The 15,124-nt window shown below is 63.0% G+C and carries 12 protein-coding genes; 4 read left to right on the forward strand and 8 right to left on the reverse strand.

What is annotated here, in order from left to right:
• Positions 1 to 231: 231 nt before the first annotated feature.
• Positions 232 to 1,575: a sensor histidine kinase gene (locus ACPV0M_RS09420; protein WP_425620395.1), complete on the reverse strand. Its 1,344-nt coding sequence runs from the start codon at positions 1,573 to 1,575 to the stop codon at positions 232 to 234.
• A gap of 4 nt (positions 1,576 to 1,579) precedes the next feature.
• Complete coding sequence (locus ACPV0M_RS09425; protein WP_425620396.1) at positions 1,580 to 2,278, reverse strand: response regulator transcription factor; 699 nt, start codon at positions 2,276 to 2,278, stop codon at positions 1,580 to 1,582.
• Between the two features lie 239 nt (positions 2,279 to 2,517).
• On the opposite strand from ACPV0M_RS09425, the gene ACPV0M_RS09430 reads away from it, so the two are divergent.
• Together ACPV0M_RS09430 and ACPV0M_RS09435 are read left to right on the forward strand one after the other, a co-directional pair.
• A complete protein-coding gene (locus ACPV0M_RS09430; protein WP_425620397.1) occupies positions 2,518 to 3,054 on the forward strand; it encodes a PepSY domain-containing protein in 537 nt (178 codons plus the stop codon).
• Between the two features lie 413 nt (positions 3,055 to 3,467).
• Positions 3,468 to 4,952, forward strand: coding sequence for a B12-binding domain-containing radical SAM protein (locus ACPV0M_RS09435; protein WP_425620398.1), 1,485 nt, complete (start codon positions 3,468 to 3,470; stop codon positions 4,950 to 4,952).
• A 112-nt stretch (positions 4,953 to 5,064) separates the two neighbouring features.
• On the opposite strand, the gene ACPV0M_RS09440 is transcribed toward ACPV0M_RS09435, so the two are convergent.
• Positions 5,065 to 5,865, reverse strand: a complete 801-nt coding sequence (locus tag ACPV0M_RS09440) for a Cof-type HAD-IIB family hydrolase (RefSeq protein ID WP_425620399.1) — start codon at positions 5,863 to 5,865, stop codon at positions 5,065 to 5,067.
• A gap of 184 nt (positions 5,866 to 6,049) precedes the next feature.
• On the opposite strand from ACPV0M_RS09440, the gene ACPV0M_RS09445 reads away from it, so the two are divergent.
• A complete protein-coding gene (locus tag ACPV0M_RS09445; RefSeq protein ID WP_425620400.1) occupies positions 6,050 to 7,618 on the forward strand; it encodes a methyl-accepting chemotaxis protein in 1,569 nt (522 codons plus the stop codon).
• A 137-nt stretch (positions 7,619 to 7,755) separates the two neighbouring features.
• Here ACPV0M_RS09445 and uvrC read toward each other — a convergent pair whose 3' ends face one another.
• From uvrC to ACPV0M_RS09465, 4 genes are read right to left on the reverse strand one after another with little or no spacing between them, the layout of a single operon-like run.
• A complete protein-coding gene (gene uvrC, locus ACPV0M_RS09450; protein WP_425620401.1) occupies positions 7,756 to 9,591 on the reverse strand; it encodes an excinuclease ABC subunit UvrC in 1,836 nt (611 codons plus the stop codon).
• Between the two features lie 57 nt (positions 9,592 to 9,648).
• Positions 9,649 to 12,477, reverse strand: coding sequence for an excinuclease ABC subunit UvrA (gene uvrA / locus ACPV0M_RS09455; RefSeq protein ID WP_425620402.1), 2,829 nt, complete (start codon positions 12,475 to 12,477; stop codon positions 9,649 to 9,651).
• Positions 12,478 to 12,699, reverse strand: a complete 222-nt coding sequence (locus ACPV0M_RS09460) for a hypothetical protein (RefSeq protein WP_425620403.1) — start codon at positions 12,697 to 12,699, stop codon at positions 12,478 to 12,480.
• Complete coding sequence (locus ACPV0M_RS09465; protein WP_425620404.1) at positions 12,696 to 12,941, reverse strand: hypothetical protein; 246 nt, start codon at positions 12,939 to 12,941, stop codon at positions 12,696 to 12,698. Before ACPV0M_RS09465 ends, ACPV0M_RS09460 begins: the two co-directional genes overlap by 4 nt.
• A gap of 283 nt (positions 12,942 to 13,224) precedes the next feature.
• On the opposite strand from ACPV0M_RS09465, the gene ACPV0M_RS09470 reads away from it, so the two are divergent.
• Positions 13,225 to 13,437, forward strand: a complete 213-nt coding sequence (locus tag ACPV0M_RS09470) for a hypothetical protein (protein ID WP_425620405.1) — start codon at positions 13,225 to 13,227, stop codon at positions 13,435 to 13,437.
• A gap of 87 nt (positions 13,438 to 13,524) precedes the next feature.
• On the opposite strand, the gene ACPV0M_RS09475 is transcribed toward ACPV0M_RS09470, so the two are convergent.
• Entirely contained in the window at positions 13,525 to 15,114 is a 1,590-nt protein-coding gene (locus ACPV0M_RS09475; protein WP_425620406.1) for an MBL fold metallo-hydrolase, read from the reverse strand.
• Positions 15,115 to 15,124: the final 10 nt, after the last annotated feature.

The following is a 15,124-nucleotide window of genomic DNA, read 5'->3' on the forward strand; positions in this document are numbered from 1 at the left end:
CTCCGTGCGCTCAAATACCTGGCTGGTCAGGGTGGTCCTCCGGTGGTCGGTTTCCGGCCGTTGCCCTGATCGGGCCGGCGTTCCTATATCCGCTTTGCCTTTTTTGCCGTGCCGGTGTTATCCTTGCCTTATGAAAGGAGAAACCGTCGTCCTGGAGACCGGCGACCTGAACCGTGACGGGGCGGGCGTGGGGCGCCGGCAGGGAAGGGTTGTTTTTGTTTGTCGAAACGCTCAGACCGCAGGGAGCCGGATCGTGAACCGGCTGCCCCGGCCGGGCGCGCTCTCCGCCTCCAGCCGTCCGCCGTGCGCCTCGACGATGCCCCGGGCCAGGGAGAGGCCGAGTCCGAAGCCGCCCTCCCGGCTGCGGGCGCGGTCGGCGCGGTAGAAGCGCTCGAAGATGCGGGGCAGGTCCGCGGCGTCGATGCCGGGGCCGTTGTCGGCCACCGCCAGAACGGCCTCCCCGCCGTCGCGGGCCACGGAGACCGTCACCCGCCCCCCGCCGTACTTGATAGCATTGTCCACCAGGGCCCATACCGCCCGGCGCAGGTAGGCCTCGTCGGCCGTCACCGTGACCGGGGTCACCGGTCCCAGCTCCACGGCCACCGCCGGGGCCACGGCCCCGGCCTCCTGCACCGTCTCCAGCGCCAGTTCGTCCAGCGCCAGGGGCGCGGTCTTAAGCGGCGGCCGCGCGTCGACGCGGGCGAGGAGCAGCAGATCGTTGACCAGCCGCTCCATGGTCTGCGCCGCGCGGCCGATGGCCCGGGACGACTCCGCGACGACCCGGGGGTCGTTCCCGCCCCAGCGGGCCAGGAGGTCGGCGTAGCTGCGGACCACGGTCAGCGGGGTGCGCAGGTCGTGCGAAGCCGCGGCGACAAACTCCCGCTGGCAGGAAAAGCCGTCCTCCAGGCGTCCGAGCATCGCATTGACGGCCTCCCCCAGGACGTAAAGCTCGTCGCGCGGTCCGCGCAGGGGGATGCGCCGGCTCAGGTCGCTGGCCGTGATGTCCCGCGCCGTGCGAGTCAGGGTCTCGACCGGCCGCAGCGCGGCGCGGGCGATGGCCCGCCCGCCGACGACGGCCGGCACCAGGCCGGCCAGCGCCACCAGGATGAAAACCCTGGTCAGGGTGGCGAGAAACTTCTCCTCCTGCTCCAGGGGGCGGATCACCTGCACGCGCACCCCGTCGGCGAACTGCCCGCCGACCAGGATCACGTCCTGATCCCCCAGACGCACCTGTACGGCCGGGCCGAGGTAGGCCGGGGCCCGCACGTCACCCTGCAGGGCGTGGGAGCGGTTCAACACCCGGCCGTCGGGCGCCGTGATCTGTACCCACAGCAGGTTACTTCCCAGAATGGTCGCGAACTCGGGATCATCCAGATCCATATGATTGTAGTCACCCTGCTCGTTACCCCCTCCCGTCAGGCGCTGGACGGTGGCCACCGCCGCCTCCGCCTCGCGCGCCGCCCCGGTGAAAAGGATATAGCGCACCCCCCAAAAGGCCACCGCCCCGCAGATGGACAGGACGGTCAGCAGGACCGCGGCGTACCAGAGTGTCAGGCGCCACGAAAGCGAGCGCACCCCTTCAGCCCTCCTCCCGCAGGGTGTAGCCGATGCCGCGCACCGTATGAATGAGACGTGTCGCGAAGGGTTCGTCGACCTTCGCCCGCAAGTAGCGGATGTAAACGTCCACGACATTCGTGTTCCCGTAATAGTCGTAGCCCCAGACGCCGTTGAGGATCATCTCCCGCGTCAGGACCAGCCCGGCGTTCTCCGCCAGGTAGGCCAGGAGATCGAACTCCCGCCGCGTCAGGGCGATCGGCCGGCCGGCCCGCTCGACCTGCCGGGTGTCCCGGCGGATCACGAGATCGCCGACCACCAGCCGATCCCCGACCCGGCCCGCGGGCGCCGCGCGGCGCAGGCGGGCGCGGATGCGCGCCAGCAGTTCCTCGATAGCGAAGGGCTTGGGCACATAGTCGTCCGCTCCGGCGTCCAGGCCGGTCACCTTATCCCCCGTGGCGTCGCGCGCCGTCAGCATAATGATCGGCACGGCGGAGCGCTCGCGCACCCGCCGGCAGACCTCGAAGCCATCCAGTCCGGGAAGCATGATGTCCAACAGGATCAGGTCCCAGCCGCCCTCGGCCGCCCGGGCCGCGGCCTCGTACCCGTTGCCGGCCGTCTCCGCCCGGTAGCCCTCGTGTTCGAGTTCCAGTTGCAGGGCCCGCGCCAGGCTGGCTTCGTCCTCGACGATCAGGATGCGCGCCGTCTCCGTTCGCTCGTTCACCGTCACTTCACCCCGACCGATTGTACACCCTGGAGATTAGAAAACGCTTAGAGTCAATTCTAATCCTTTTCCAATCCTCTTCTAATATCCTTCTCATCGTCCCGGGTTACATTATCCCTGCCGAGGAAAAACACCGGCAGGGAATCCAGGGAAAGGAGGGTTGACCGATGTGAGGGAACACCAACAGCGATGGGACAGTCCGGAACGAACAGTGAATAATACTTTAAAGGAGGATCACCATGAATAAGAAAATCCTGGCTTACGTCACTTCCGGCATGCTCCTGCTCGGCGGCGCGGGCGCTCTTAACGCCGCCTGGGCGCAGAACGCGCCGGCAAAGGCCGCCCCGGCTGCCGTCGCCCAGGAACAGCGGCAGGAGCAACCGTCCTATCGGGCCGGCATCCAGGTCGCCGACCCGCAGGACAAGAACGAGGAGCAGGCGAAGGACGCCGCGGACGAGGCCGCCGAGGCCGCGGCCCTGCAGGGGAAGGCCAAGATCAGCCCCGCACAGGCGCAGGCCGCCGCGCTGGCCGCCGTGCCGGGAACGGCGCTGGAGACCGAACTCGACAACGAGAACGGGAACCTGGTCTACAGCGTGGAGGTCAAGACGACCCAGGGAGTAAAGGATGTTAAGGTCGACGCCGGCGACGGCAAGGTCCTGGCCCAGGAGAACGCCGGTGACGAGGAAGAGGGCGGCAAGGCGGAGGACGGCGCGGCAGAGAGTGAAACTGACAACGGTCCGGACCACGACCAGGTCCAGGAAGAGGTCGAAGAGTAATCCGGGAAAGGTTCATCGCGCTGAATTGAACAGGCCCCGGGTACGCCGGCAGGCGGCGCGCCCGGGGCCCGGCCCGGACCATGGCCTGCAGCCGGGCCATGGCCCGCTCGGCGTGGTACTGCTGCCAGAAGCTCAGCACACCGCTCACGAAGACGATGACCAGCACAAGCAGGGCGTTGGTGGACTCCCGCAGGTAAAGAGCCAGCCCGACGGCGAAGAGCAGGAGCAGAACGATCGGGCTGGTGAACTGGGGCGTTTTGATCCTTGCGCAAGGCTACCCCTGTATGCTAATCTTGAATAAACCATTCTTTTCCACCCCATTATTTTCCACCACGCGTCGTACTCGGGCACATTCTCACCGACCTGCAGAGACCATAATATTGAATAGTCTGGGCAAAGGAGAACTCCGGGCGATGCGCGTTTTAATGGTTTACCCAAAATACCCCGACACCTTCTGGAGTTTTAAATACGCTCTGCGGTTCGTCGGCAAAAGGGCGGCATACCCTCCGTTGGGACTCCTCACCGTCGCCGCCATGCTGCCCGCCGCCTGGGACAAGAGATTGATCGACCTGAACGTGGCACGGCTGACCGACGCGGACCTCAGATGGGCCGATTATGTTTTTCTAAGCGCGATGGAAATCCAGCGCGGCTCCGTCAAGGAAGTGCTGGCGCGCTGTCGTTCCCTGGGTGTCAAGACCGTGGCGGGAGGCCCCCTCTTCACCGCCGAGCCCGAGACCTTCGCCGAAGTCGACTACCTGGTCCTGAACGAAGCCGAAGCCACGCTGCCCGCGTTTCTGGCGGACCTGGAGAAAGGATGCGCGCGGCACATTTACGCCACCGGCGCAAGACCCGACCTCTCCCTCACGCCGGTGCCGGCTTGGGAGCTGATCGACTTTCGGGACTACGCTTCGATGAGCATTCAGTTTTCCCGCGGCTGTCCCTACGACTGCGAATTCTGCAACGTTACCTCGCTCTTCGGGCGCAAACCCCGCTTAAAACAAAAGGAGCAACTGCTGCGCGAACTGGACGCCCTCTATCATTACGGCTGGCGGGGCAGCGTCTTCATCGTTGACGACAATTTCATCGGTAACAAGGCCCGGATGAAAGGCGAGATCCTTCCGGCCCTGATCGGGTGGATGGAAAGCCGCCGGCATCCCTTCACCTTCATCACCGAAACGTCGATCAATCTGGCGGATGACGAAGAGCTCTTAGACTTGATGCGGAAAGCGGGGTTCGTCCACGTTTTCGTGGGGATCGAGACGCCGAGCGAAGAGAGCCTGAAGGAGTGCAAGAAGTTCCACAATCTGCACCGGGACCTCCTCGCCGCGGTGAGAAAAATCCAGAATCACGGCTTGCAGGTGAGCGCGGGGTTCATCGTGGGCTTCGACAGCGATACCCCTTCCATTTTTGAGCGACAGATCAACTTCATCCAGAAGAGCGGCATCGTCACCGCAATGGTCGGCCTGCTCAACGCCCCCCGGGGGACGAGGTTGTTCGAACGCCTGAAGCAAGAAAAGCGGCTCCTGCAGAACTTCTCGGGTAACAACACCGATTACTCCCTGAACTTCATCCCCAAAATGAACCCTCAGGTGTTGCTGGACGGCTACCGCAGAATCGTCACCACCATCTACGCACCGGAACCGTATTATCAGCGGATCTGGGAGTTTTTCCGGGAATTCAGGCCTGCCAGAAGGGCCGGTATAAGGCACCTGCGTCTCTGCTACCTGACGGCCCTCTTCAAGGCGATGTTTTACCTGGGCGTTCTCGACAAGGGCCGGAAGCATTACTGGCAACTACTCATAAAGACGCTCTTCCGGCGCCCGCGTTTCCTTCCGGAGGCCATCACCTTCGCCATTTACGGCTTCCACTTCCGAAGGGTTTACTCCGGCCGCGGTTAAGAGCTTGCTTTCAGTCCCCTATTCGTCGGGTCAATCGGTGCAACACATCCGCATGCGGCTGAGCTGGCAGAGATTATTATCCGTTTCACACGTCGTTCGTTCCCGAAAAGAGTTACGGCAGAATGAACTTCTCCAGCGCCTCGGCTACGCCGTCGTCCTCGCCGGAGGCGGTGACGTAGTCGGCCCTCGCCTTGATTTCTTCCCGGGCGTTGCCGACGACGACCCCGAGGCCGGCGAATTCGAGCATGTCGAAATCGTTGTAGCTGTCGCCGATGGCCATTACCGCTTCGCGCGGAACGCCGTAATGAGCGGCCAGCCACTCCAGCGCCGCCCCTTTGGTGGCCTGCGGGTGGGAGAATTCCAAAAAGTGCGGCTTGGACTTGGTGACGTGCAGCACTCCCTGGTAACGGGGAAACATTTCCGCCATCAGCGCGTCGATGTCCCGCTCGTCGGCAATGGCCAGCACTTTCGTCGGCTCATTGTCCCCCAGAAACTCCAGGAGGTTGCCCACCGGGTGGGCCTCCACCCGGCAGAGCCGCGCGTACCGCTCGCCCCTTTCTGTCAGTTCAGCCATATAAAGACGGTCGTCAAGGTAGATGTTGATGTGGAAACCACGCCGCCGGATATCGTCGATGATGCTCCGAGCGAATTCGTTGGGGACGGTCCGGTGAATGTAGGTCTCCCCCGTATCGACGTCCCTTACCCAGGCGCCCTGGTAGGTGATCAACGGGCCCTTAAGCCCCAGCTCGCGCGCGATGGGCGCGGCCGAGGCATACATGCGCCCCGTAGCGAGGGTCACGATGACCCCCCGCGCCCGGGCGCGGGCAAGCGCCGCGCGGGCACGCGGCCCCACGTTCAGACTGCTGTTAAGCAGTGTGTCGTCCAGATCAATAGCTACAAGCCTGTATTTCAAGTTCGCCTCCATCTGCTGTCCGCGATTTCAATCAACTGCCAAGACGCTAAGCACGCCAAGTGTCTCAAGTCAGTTTTACACCGCACCATCCCCGGCGGTCAAGGCTAAAGCCCGGCGCTCGGTTTGACGATAATGTGGTTAAGCAGATTCGACATCTTGCTACATTTTTCCGGGGGTGGGTTTGGTGCGTTTTTCCGTCCGGTCAATGAAGACCAAGATCCTTGTTCCGCTGGCCGTGATCATCACCCTGGGCATCATCGCTACCATTCTTTTTACGGCCGAGCAAGTCAAAAAAGGAGCTGCGGCGGCAGCAACAGAGAAGGCCAAGGGAGACCTCGCCCTGGCTACGGCGCTGATCGACGCGCGTTATCCAGGGGCATGGTCCGTGCGCGACGGCAAGCTTTACAAGGGCGACGTCGTCATGAACGAAAACTGGGCCGTCGTCGACGAGATCAACCGGCTCACCGGCGATTCGTGCACGATTTTTCTGGGCGACACCAGAGTGGCGACCACGGTCAAGAAGGAAGGTAAGCGCGCCGTCGGCACCCAGGCAGCGCCCGAGGTAGTCGAAACCGTGCTGAAAAAGGGCCAGGGCTTCTACGGCGAAGCCGAAGTGGTGGGCGTGAAGTACCAGACCGCCTACGAGCCGATCAAAGACCCCGACGGCCGGATCATCGGGATGCTGTACGTCGGGGCCAACAAGCAGTTCGTCAACGATATCATCCGGGGCACGACCACCAGCATCGCCGTGACCTCCGGCCTCGCTCTCTTAGCGATCATCGCCGTGACTTTCTTCCTGACGAACTACGCGGTCAGCCCCGTAAAACATCTGATCAGCGGCGCCGGCCGTATTGCCGAGGGCGACTTCACGCAGGAAATCCGGGTCAAGTCCCAAGACGAGCTGGGCCGGCTCGCCGAAACGCTTAACCGGATGCGCGAACAGCTCCGGGAGCTCGTCAAGAGTATCGCCGGTACGGCCGAGTCGCTCGCCGCCCAGAGCCAGGAGCTTGCCGCCGCAACGGAACAGGTCAGCGCCACGGTGGAGGAAGTGTCCTCGACGGCCGAAGAGGTTTCCAGCGTTTCCGAGCAAAGCGCCGAAAACGCCCTGACCGCCGCCGACAAGGCTGAGCAAGTCCGGACGGCCGCCCGCAGCGGCAGCGGCGACGTCAACAACACCATAACGAAGATCAACCAGATCGCCTCGGTCACCCAGGAAGTCAATGCCGCCGTCCAGAAGCTTGGGACCATATCCAAGCAGATCGGCGACATCATCAACGTCATCACCGGCATCGCCGACCAGACTAACCTTCTCGCGCTGAACGCCGCCATCGAGGCTGCCAGGGCGGGCGAGCAGGGCCGCGGGTTCGCCGTCGTGGCCGAGGAAGTCAGGAAACTCGCTGAGCAGTCGGCCAACGCCGCCAAGGAGATCGGCGGGCTGATCGCCGAAATTCAGCGTGGCGTCGGCCAGGCGGTGACCGCCATGGAAAAAAGCGTCACCGAAGTCCGTGAAGGCGTGCAGACCGCCGATGCCACCGGCAAGTCGCTGCAACAAATCATCAGCGCCGTGGAAGAAGCCGCCAATCTCATCCGTGACATCGCCGAAGGGGCGAAGCAGACCAATGAGGGGATGCAGCAGCTCTCGGGCGCGACGGAACAGATCACGTCGGCCGTCCAGGAAGTGGCGGCCTCCGCCGGAGACCTGTCAAAGAATGCCGAAAAGCTGTCGGAAGCAATAGCCAGGTTCAGGGTGTAGCTCCGGAAGGCTGTTGATTCTCCTGGAACTCCCTTATGGAACTCCCTTAGCGAACAAAAAAGGCCTGGCGTCGAATACCAGGTCTTTTTCTTTGGAAGGGCATCAATCTTCAGAGGTGGTCGGGAGGCCCGCTCTCTTCACTCATCCCGCAGGAAGAAGCGGTACACCGCTTCCGCGACTTTGCGATTCATCCCCGGGACGGCGGCCAGTTCGTCGACGCCGGCCTGTTTAATGGCCTCGAGGGAGGGAAATGCCTTGAGCAGGGCGCGGCGGCGCGCCGGCCCGATGCCCTCGACCTCGTCCAGGAACGAGCGCAGTCCCTGCTTCGTCCGCTCACGGCGGTGGTAGGTGACGGCGAAGCGGTGGGCTTCGTCGCGCAAGTGCTGCAGGAGGTACTGGGCCCGGGAGTCCTTCGGGACGGGCAGGGGGTCCGGGTTGCCCGGCGTGAAGAGTTCCTCCTCTTCCTTGGCCAGCCCGTATACCGGAATGTGGCCGAAACCAAGGCTCCTCATCACCTCGACGGCCGCGTTCAACTGCCCCTTCCCGCCGTCGATCAGCACCAAGGACGGTAGTGGCAGGAACTTGGCCTCTCGGCTTTTCATCTGCCCGGTGTTGACCAGTTGCTGTTCGTCGACGGCCCTGGCAAACCTGCGTCCGACGACCTCTCCCATGGCCGCGAAATCGTTGGGCCCTTCCACGCTACGCACCTTGAAACGGCGATACGCCGCGGGATTGGGTTTCCCGTTTTCAAAGACAACCATCGAGCCGACCGTCTGGTGTCCCTGAATGTTGGAAATGTCGAAGGCCTCCAGGCGGGCGGGCGGCTCCGGCAGCCCCAAAACCTCGGCCAACTCGGCGACGGCCCGGTCCCCGCCCCGTTCCAGGCGCATCTGTTCCTGGACGAGAGCCGCGTTTTTGAGGGCCATGTCGACAAGTTCCTTTTTGCGCCCGCGGCGGGGGACCCTGACCTGGACTTTGCCCCCGCGCCTGGCCGTCAGCCACTCGGCGATGACCTGCCGCTCGTCGCCCAGGTCATGCGCCAGGAGGATTTCGGGCGGGACAAAGGATGCTTCCATGTAATACTGCTTGAGAAAGGCCGCCAGCACCTCGGCGTCGCTGCGGTCCCGGACGCCCCTCACCGTCATCTGCTCCTGCCGGAGCAGCTTGCCGTTCCTGATCTCCAGGACCAGGACCTCGCCCCGGTCGCCGTCGCGGGCCAGGGCGACGACGTCCTGGTCCTCCGGTTTCGTGGAAACGATGTTCTGCCGCGCCAGCACCTGGTCGATGGCCTGGAGCTGGTCCCTGTATTCGGCCGCCTTTTCAAAATCCAGGTCGGCGGCCGCCTCGGACATCTTGCGGTTGAGTTCCCGGATCAGCTCGTCGTGCTTCCCCTCCAGGAAGAGACAGACGTCCCTGATAATCCCGGCGTACTGCTCGGGGTCGGCCAGGCCGGCGCAGGGAGCCAGGCAGCGCTTAATATGGTAGTTGAGGCACGGCCGGGCGTTCCTGAAACGGGCCTGCGTACAGGAGCGGAAAGGGAACAGGCGCTTGATAAGCTTGAGTGTCTCGTGGACCGCGGAAGCGCTGGGATAGGGGCCGAAGTAGCGCGAGCCGTCCCTGACCTGGCGTCTGGTCACGAAGACCCGCGGGAACTCCTCGTTCACGGTGACTCTGAGGAAAGGGTAGCTCTTGTCGTCTTTGAGCACGATGTTGAAATGCGGGCGGTGCTCCTTGATGAGATTGGCCTCCAGGATCAGCGCCTCGACTTCGCTGCCGGTCACGATGAAAGAAAGGTCCGCGGCGCGGGCGAGCATGGCCTGGACCTTGTTGTTCTGCGCGCTCCCGAAATAGGACCGGACCCTGTTGCGCAGGGAGACCGCTTTGCCTACGTAGATTACCGTTCCTTTTGCGTCCTTGAAAAGGTAGACGCCGGGGGCGTCAGGGAGATGAGACGCTTTTTCCGCAAGTTTCACCGTATCTTACGCCTCTTGAGCTTAGACTTGGATATTAGATATTGGATGTTACCGGCATTAATGCTCATCGTTAGTGCCCTTCAGGATCGAGCGCAGGAAACCTCCGGTATACGAAGCATCATTCGCGGCCACCTGCTCCGGCGTACCCGTGGCTACTACGCGGCCGCCCCCGTCGCCGCCCTCGGGCCCGAGGTCGATGATGTAATCCGCCGTCTTGATGACGTCGAGGTTGTGCTCGATCACGACAACGGTATTCCCGCCGTCGACCAGGCGGTGCAGGACCTGCAAAAGCCTTGCGATGTCGGCGAAATGCAGCCCCGTCGTCGGCTCGTCCAGGATGTACAGCGTCCGCCCGGTAGGCCGCCGGGACAGTTCCGCGGCCAGTTTCACGCGCTGCGCTTCGCCTCCCGAAAGGGTGGTGGCGGGCTGCCCAAGCTTGACGTACCCGAGGCCGACGTCCTGCAGCGTCTTCAGCCGGCGGTGGATCTTCGGGATGGCGCTGAAGAAGTCGCAGGCCTCGTCGACGGTCATCTCCAGGACTTCGGCAATGGACCGGCCCTTATACTTCACTTCCAGCGTCTCCCGGTTGTAGCGCCGCCCCTTGCAGACCTCGCAAGGAATGTACACGTCGGGCAGAAAATGCATCTCGATCTTGATGATGCCGTCGCCCTGGCAGGCCTCGCAGCGCCCCCCGCGCACGTTGAAACTGAAGCGCCCGGGCTTGTACCCGCGCACCCGGGCCTCGGGCGTCAAAGAAAACAACTCGCGGATGTCGGTAAAGACATTGGTGTAAGTCGCCGGGTTGGATCGCGGCGTCCGCCCGATCGGCGACTGGTCGATGTTGATCACCTTGTCCAGGTGTTCCAGGCCCAGGATCTCCTGGTGCCTGCCCGGGTTGGCCCTGGCCCCGTTGAGCTCGGCGGCCAGCCCCTTGTAAAGGATTTCGTTGACCAGCGTGCTTTTGCCCGACCCGGAAACACCGGTCACGGCGACAAAAAGACCGAGCGGAAAAGCGACGTCGATGTTCTGAAGGTTGTGCGCGCGGGCGCCGGTGACCTCCACCCAGCGCCCGTCGGACTTGCGGCGCTGCGACGGTACGGGGATGGTCAGCCGGCCGGACAGGTACCGGCCGGTAAGGGACTCCGGCGTGTTGATGATCTCCTCGATGGGGCCGCTCGCCACCACGCGACCCCCGTCGCGGCCCGCCCCGGGACCGATGTCGATGACGTGGTCGGCCGCGCGCATGGTCTCCTCGTCGTGCTCGACGACGATCAGGGTGTTCCCCAGATCGCGCAGGTTGGCCAGGGTCTCCAGGAGCCGGGCGTTGTCCCGGGGATGGAGGCCGATGCTCGGCTCGTCCAGGATGTAGAGGACGCCCATCAGGCCGGACCCGATCTGGGTGGCCAGGCGGATCCTTTGCGCCTCCCCGCCCGAGAGGGTGCCGGCGGCGCGGTCAAGCGTCAGGTAATCCAGCCCCACGTTGATGAGGAACCCCAAGCGGGCCCGGATTTCCTTGAGGATGCGGCGCCCGATGATCTGCTGGCGCTCGGTGAGCCGCAGGTTCTCGCAGAACCTGGCCGCTTCAAGGATCGTCAGGGCGCTGACCTGGGCGATCGAACGGTCGCCCACCTTGACGGCCAGGGCCTCCCGCTTGAGCCGCGTTCCCCCGCAGTCGGGGCAGGGCCTGGCGCGCATCATCTGTTCGATCTCCTCCCGGACCTGGTCCGAGGTGCTCTCCCTGAACCGCCGGGTAAAGTAGGGGACGACGCCTTCGAAGGACGCCGTGTACTGCCTCTTGCGGCCGTACGTATCGACATGGGTGAAAAGCACCTTTTCACCCTTCGTCCCGTAGAGGATGATTTCAAGATGCCCGGGGTCAAGCTTCCGCACCGGGGCGTTCAGGTCAAAACCGTAGTGTTCGGCTAAACCCTCCAGGATGTGGTAGTAGTAAGACCACCAAGACCATCCGGCTACCGCGCCCTCGTACAGCGACTTGTTGCGGTCCGGGATCACCAGGTCCGGGTCCACCTCCAGCCGGACGCCGAGGCCGGTGCAGGTCGGGCAGGCCCCGAAGGGGCTGTTGAAGGAGAAGAGGCGCGGGGCGATCTCGGTGAAGGAGAAGCCGCAGTCGACGCAGGCGAAGTTCTGGCTGAAGACGGCCTGGCCGTTCTCGAAAAGATCCACCACGGCCAGCCCGCCGGTAAGTTTCACGGCCGTTTCCAGCGAATCGGCTAGGCGGGAGGCGATCCCGGGCTTAACCACGAGGCGGTCCACCACGATCTCGATGGTATGCTTTTTGTTCTTGTCAAGCTTGATTTCCTCGCCGGTTTCCCGGAGCTCCCCGTCGACCCGCACGCGGACGAAACCCCCGCGCCGGGCTTCATCGAAGACCTTGGTGTGCTCGCCCTTTTTGCCCCGCACCACCGGGGCCAGCACCTGCGCTTTCGTCCCCTCGGGCATGGCCATGATCTGGTCGACCATCTGCTCGATGGTCTGGCCGGCGATGGGGTGCTCGCAATTAGGGCAGTGGGCCTCGCCAATGCGGGCGAAAAGCAGACGCAGGTAGTCGTAGATCTCGGTCACCGTGCCCACCGTGGACCGGGGGTTCGCGGAGCGGGCCTTCTGGTCGATGGAGATGGCCGGGGAAAGGCCCTCGATGTAGTCGACGTCCGGCTTGTCCATCTGTCCCAGAAACTGGCGGGCGTAAGAGGACAGCGACTCGACGTACCGCCGCTGGCCCTCGGCGTAAATAGTATCGAAGGCCAGGGACGACTTACCGGACCCCGACAGCCCCGTAATCACGACGAGCTTGTTGCGGGGGATCTCGACGTCAATGTTTTTCAGGTTGTGGACCCTGGCGCCCTTGACGATGATCTTGTCCAGCATTCAGTTATCGTTTTCTCTCCAGTAATCCTGATACCGCTCCCAGATTTCCGGCCTTTCCAGGTCGCCGGCCAACCCGCAGACAATCGGATCGAGGTACCGCCGGTCCAAGCGGGCTCCGATGCGGTTGATTATTCCCCGGACATCTTGCTGATCTTGACTGCGCTCGGTAAGGAACGGCGTGCCTGTCGAGAAACCGTGCCACCCTGACCAGCGTACCCTCAAATCCGGTCACGGCAAACTCTCACTTTCCCAAGCTTCTTACGCATTATACGGATGCCGGAAACACCGGAACGGCTGACGCGCTCGTTCTCGGCGTGAAGACCGAGCCACAGGTCCATCATTTCGCCCACACGGCGCAAACGGACAGCAGTGTCGCCGTTGTCCGGAAGCCCCGTCCTTTCCCAGGCGGCGAACCTTTCCCATTGCCGCCGCCGCTCCAGCCATTGTGACTTATGTATTCTCACCCTTTCGTTCACCTCGAAATCCGGCTTTTTAATTCCATTATAACCTATATAACCTATCCCGCACCTGCTGCTGGTGCCCAAGGACGGGCGCGTGGTCTAGCCGCGGAACTGCAGCCGCAGCTCGATGAGGGCGTCCCGGATCTCGGCGGCGCGTTCGAAGCGGTACAGGACGTGAATAACTACATGTTATCTTAGCTATGAAGGAAAGTGATAATAGGTCGTCGAACACTGCGTGATACGATTTTCGACCACACCTAAAACCGCAAGGGGAGGCCTTTTCGCAATGATCCCGAAGATCTCCAAGGACAAGACCGTGCTGGAGGTTCTCAAAAACTACCCGGAGGCGCGCGCGATATTTGACAGCTATAGCAGGCAATACGACGTTTGCATCACCTGCACGGCGTTGTTCAGCACCCTCGAAGAGCTGGCCGTGATCCGGAACATTCCTCTGGAAAAGATGCTCGCCGATCTGAACGAGGCCGTCGCCGGTCTCTGAGAGCAAACCGCCGCCCGGCCGCGACGAGGGTTGCTCCCGGCCCCCGGAGGGGATCGGGCCCCCTACATGCAGGCGATGCGGTGGTATCTACCGGCTCAACCATCTGGCGGGGTAGTGATCACCGTGGCCCGGCGCGACAATCGCCCCGCGGTTTTGTTTGGATAACGCGGCGTCCAAACCAAGGACAACCTCCTTGAGCGCCTGCATTTCCCGGCGGAAAAGGAGGGAGTCGGTGTTCGTGCTCGTCATCATAAACTTCGGCAGGTTAAGGAACTCCCGCTCCTCCGGACGCAGGCTCTCCACAAGCAGCAGGTAATCGCCCGTGAAAACGAGCCCCGACCCGGTACCGACAAAAAAAACCTGGCCGGGGACGTGGCCGCCCGCGCTTTCCAGCACCTGAAAAGTCTCGCCGCCTACCGTGAAGGCATCGATGACCCGGAAACCGCCCAGGAGACCGTGTTCGCCCGTGTCGTACGCCGACCAGTCGTCCGGTGCGCGGTACCTCGTAAAGGTGTTGACCAGCACCGTGAAGTAATGATTCAGTTCGGTCAGCGGCGAACCGCTCCCCCAGGCCCGGTTTTCGTTCTCCAAGACGCCGCGGACCGCCGGGTGAAGGAACACGCGGCTGCCGAACTCGGCGGCGAAGTAGCCGCTCATCCCCGCGTGATCCGCGTCGGCATGGCCCAGGTAGATACGGCTTACGCGCGCGGGGTCCAGCCCGTTTTCGCGCAACATCCGCTTCACGTCCTCGTAGTATACACCATAGCCGCCGTCCACCATCACTATTTCTTCGGCGCTTTCCAGGAGGTGAATATTCCCCCCGGTCGGGAGACGAAAAGCATGGAAGACAACGCCTCCCAGAGGAAGCGCCGGGAGCCGGCGATAGGAAAAGGCGGAACCGGTTCGCGAAAGGGATGCCGAGGCGAAAACCAGCACATTGGTGAAGACCTCGCCCGCTTCCAGATCCTTGCCCGCCTCCCGGCTGAATCTGGTCAGCGCCTCGGACATGCGCCGGGACGACTCCACAACCCCCTTCAGCCGCTCCGTATCCTCGCCCCCCAGCAGCCTTTTCAGTTTAAAGAAAAACCGCTCCACAAGATTGAGACCGATGATGTTTTCGGTTTCTTCCCGCTCCGCGCCCTGATAGTGCAACCCGTAATAGTAACCGTGCTCGTTGAGGTCCTGCAGAAGTTCGCCTATCTCCCGCGCGTTTTCCGTGATAAGAGTGACCGTTGCCGCCGTCTCGCAAACGGCCTCATCGTATGCCATGTGGATGACATTGGCCTTATGGTCACGGAGCAAAGCGGCAAAGTCGGCCAGGGTGCCCGGTCGGGGCTGCAGAGACACCCGTATTTTAAGGATATTCCGGGTGTCGAGCACACCGATCTCCGGGGAGGTCGCATGCGCCTCGCCGTCGAACATGCCCTGCTCGTTCAGGTCCCGGCAGGCCTCCTGTAACGCCCGGAGGTTATCGCTCCTTCCCTCAATCATCACCCGGTTCGGATGCGCCGACCGGTTATAGTAAAAGGACGTGATATTCACCCCGTGACCGCCGAAGACGCCGGCCAGCGTCGCCAGCGAGCCGGGGCGGTCGGCCACAAAGACCGTCGTCCGGCAGAGGTAGTCGTCCTCGTCGCCTGACACAAAGCGGTAAATGCGGAACAGACTATGGCACACCGTAACATCC

It is taken from the genome of Desulfosceptrum tomskiensis (genome assembly GCF_049818055.1).
In the GTDB taxonomy this organism is placed as follows: domain Bacteria; phylum Bacillota; class Desulfotomaculia; order Desulfotomaculales; family JASEER01; genus JBFLVT01.

What these genes read in the sequence shown, in the direction of transcription:
- ACPV0M_RS09470 (WP_425620405.1), top strand. Translation starts at nt 13,225, where the DNA reads ATGATCCCGAAGATCTCCAAGGACAAGACCGTGCTGGAGGTTCTCAAA.
- ACPV0M_RS09430 (WP_425620397.1), top strand. Translation starts at nt 2,518, where the DNA reads ATGAATAAGAAAATCCTGGCTTACGTCACTTCCGGCATGCTCCTGCTC.
- ACPV0M_RS09435 (WP_425620398.1), top strand. Translation starts at nt 3,468, where the DNA reads ATGCGCGTTTTAATGGTTTACCCAAAATACCCCGACACCTTCTGGAGT.
- uvrA (WP_425620402.1), bottom strand. Translation starts at nt 12,477, where the DNA reads ATGCTGGACAAGATCATCGTCAAGGGCGCCAGGGTCCACAACCTGAAA.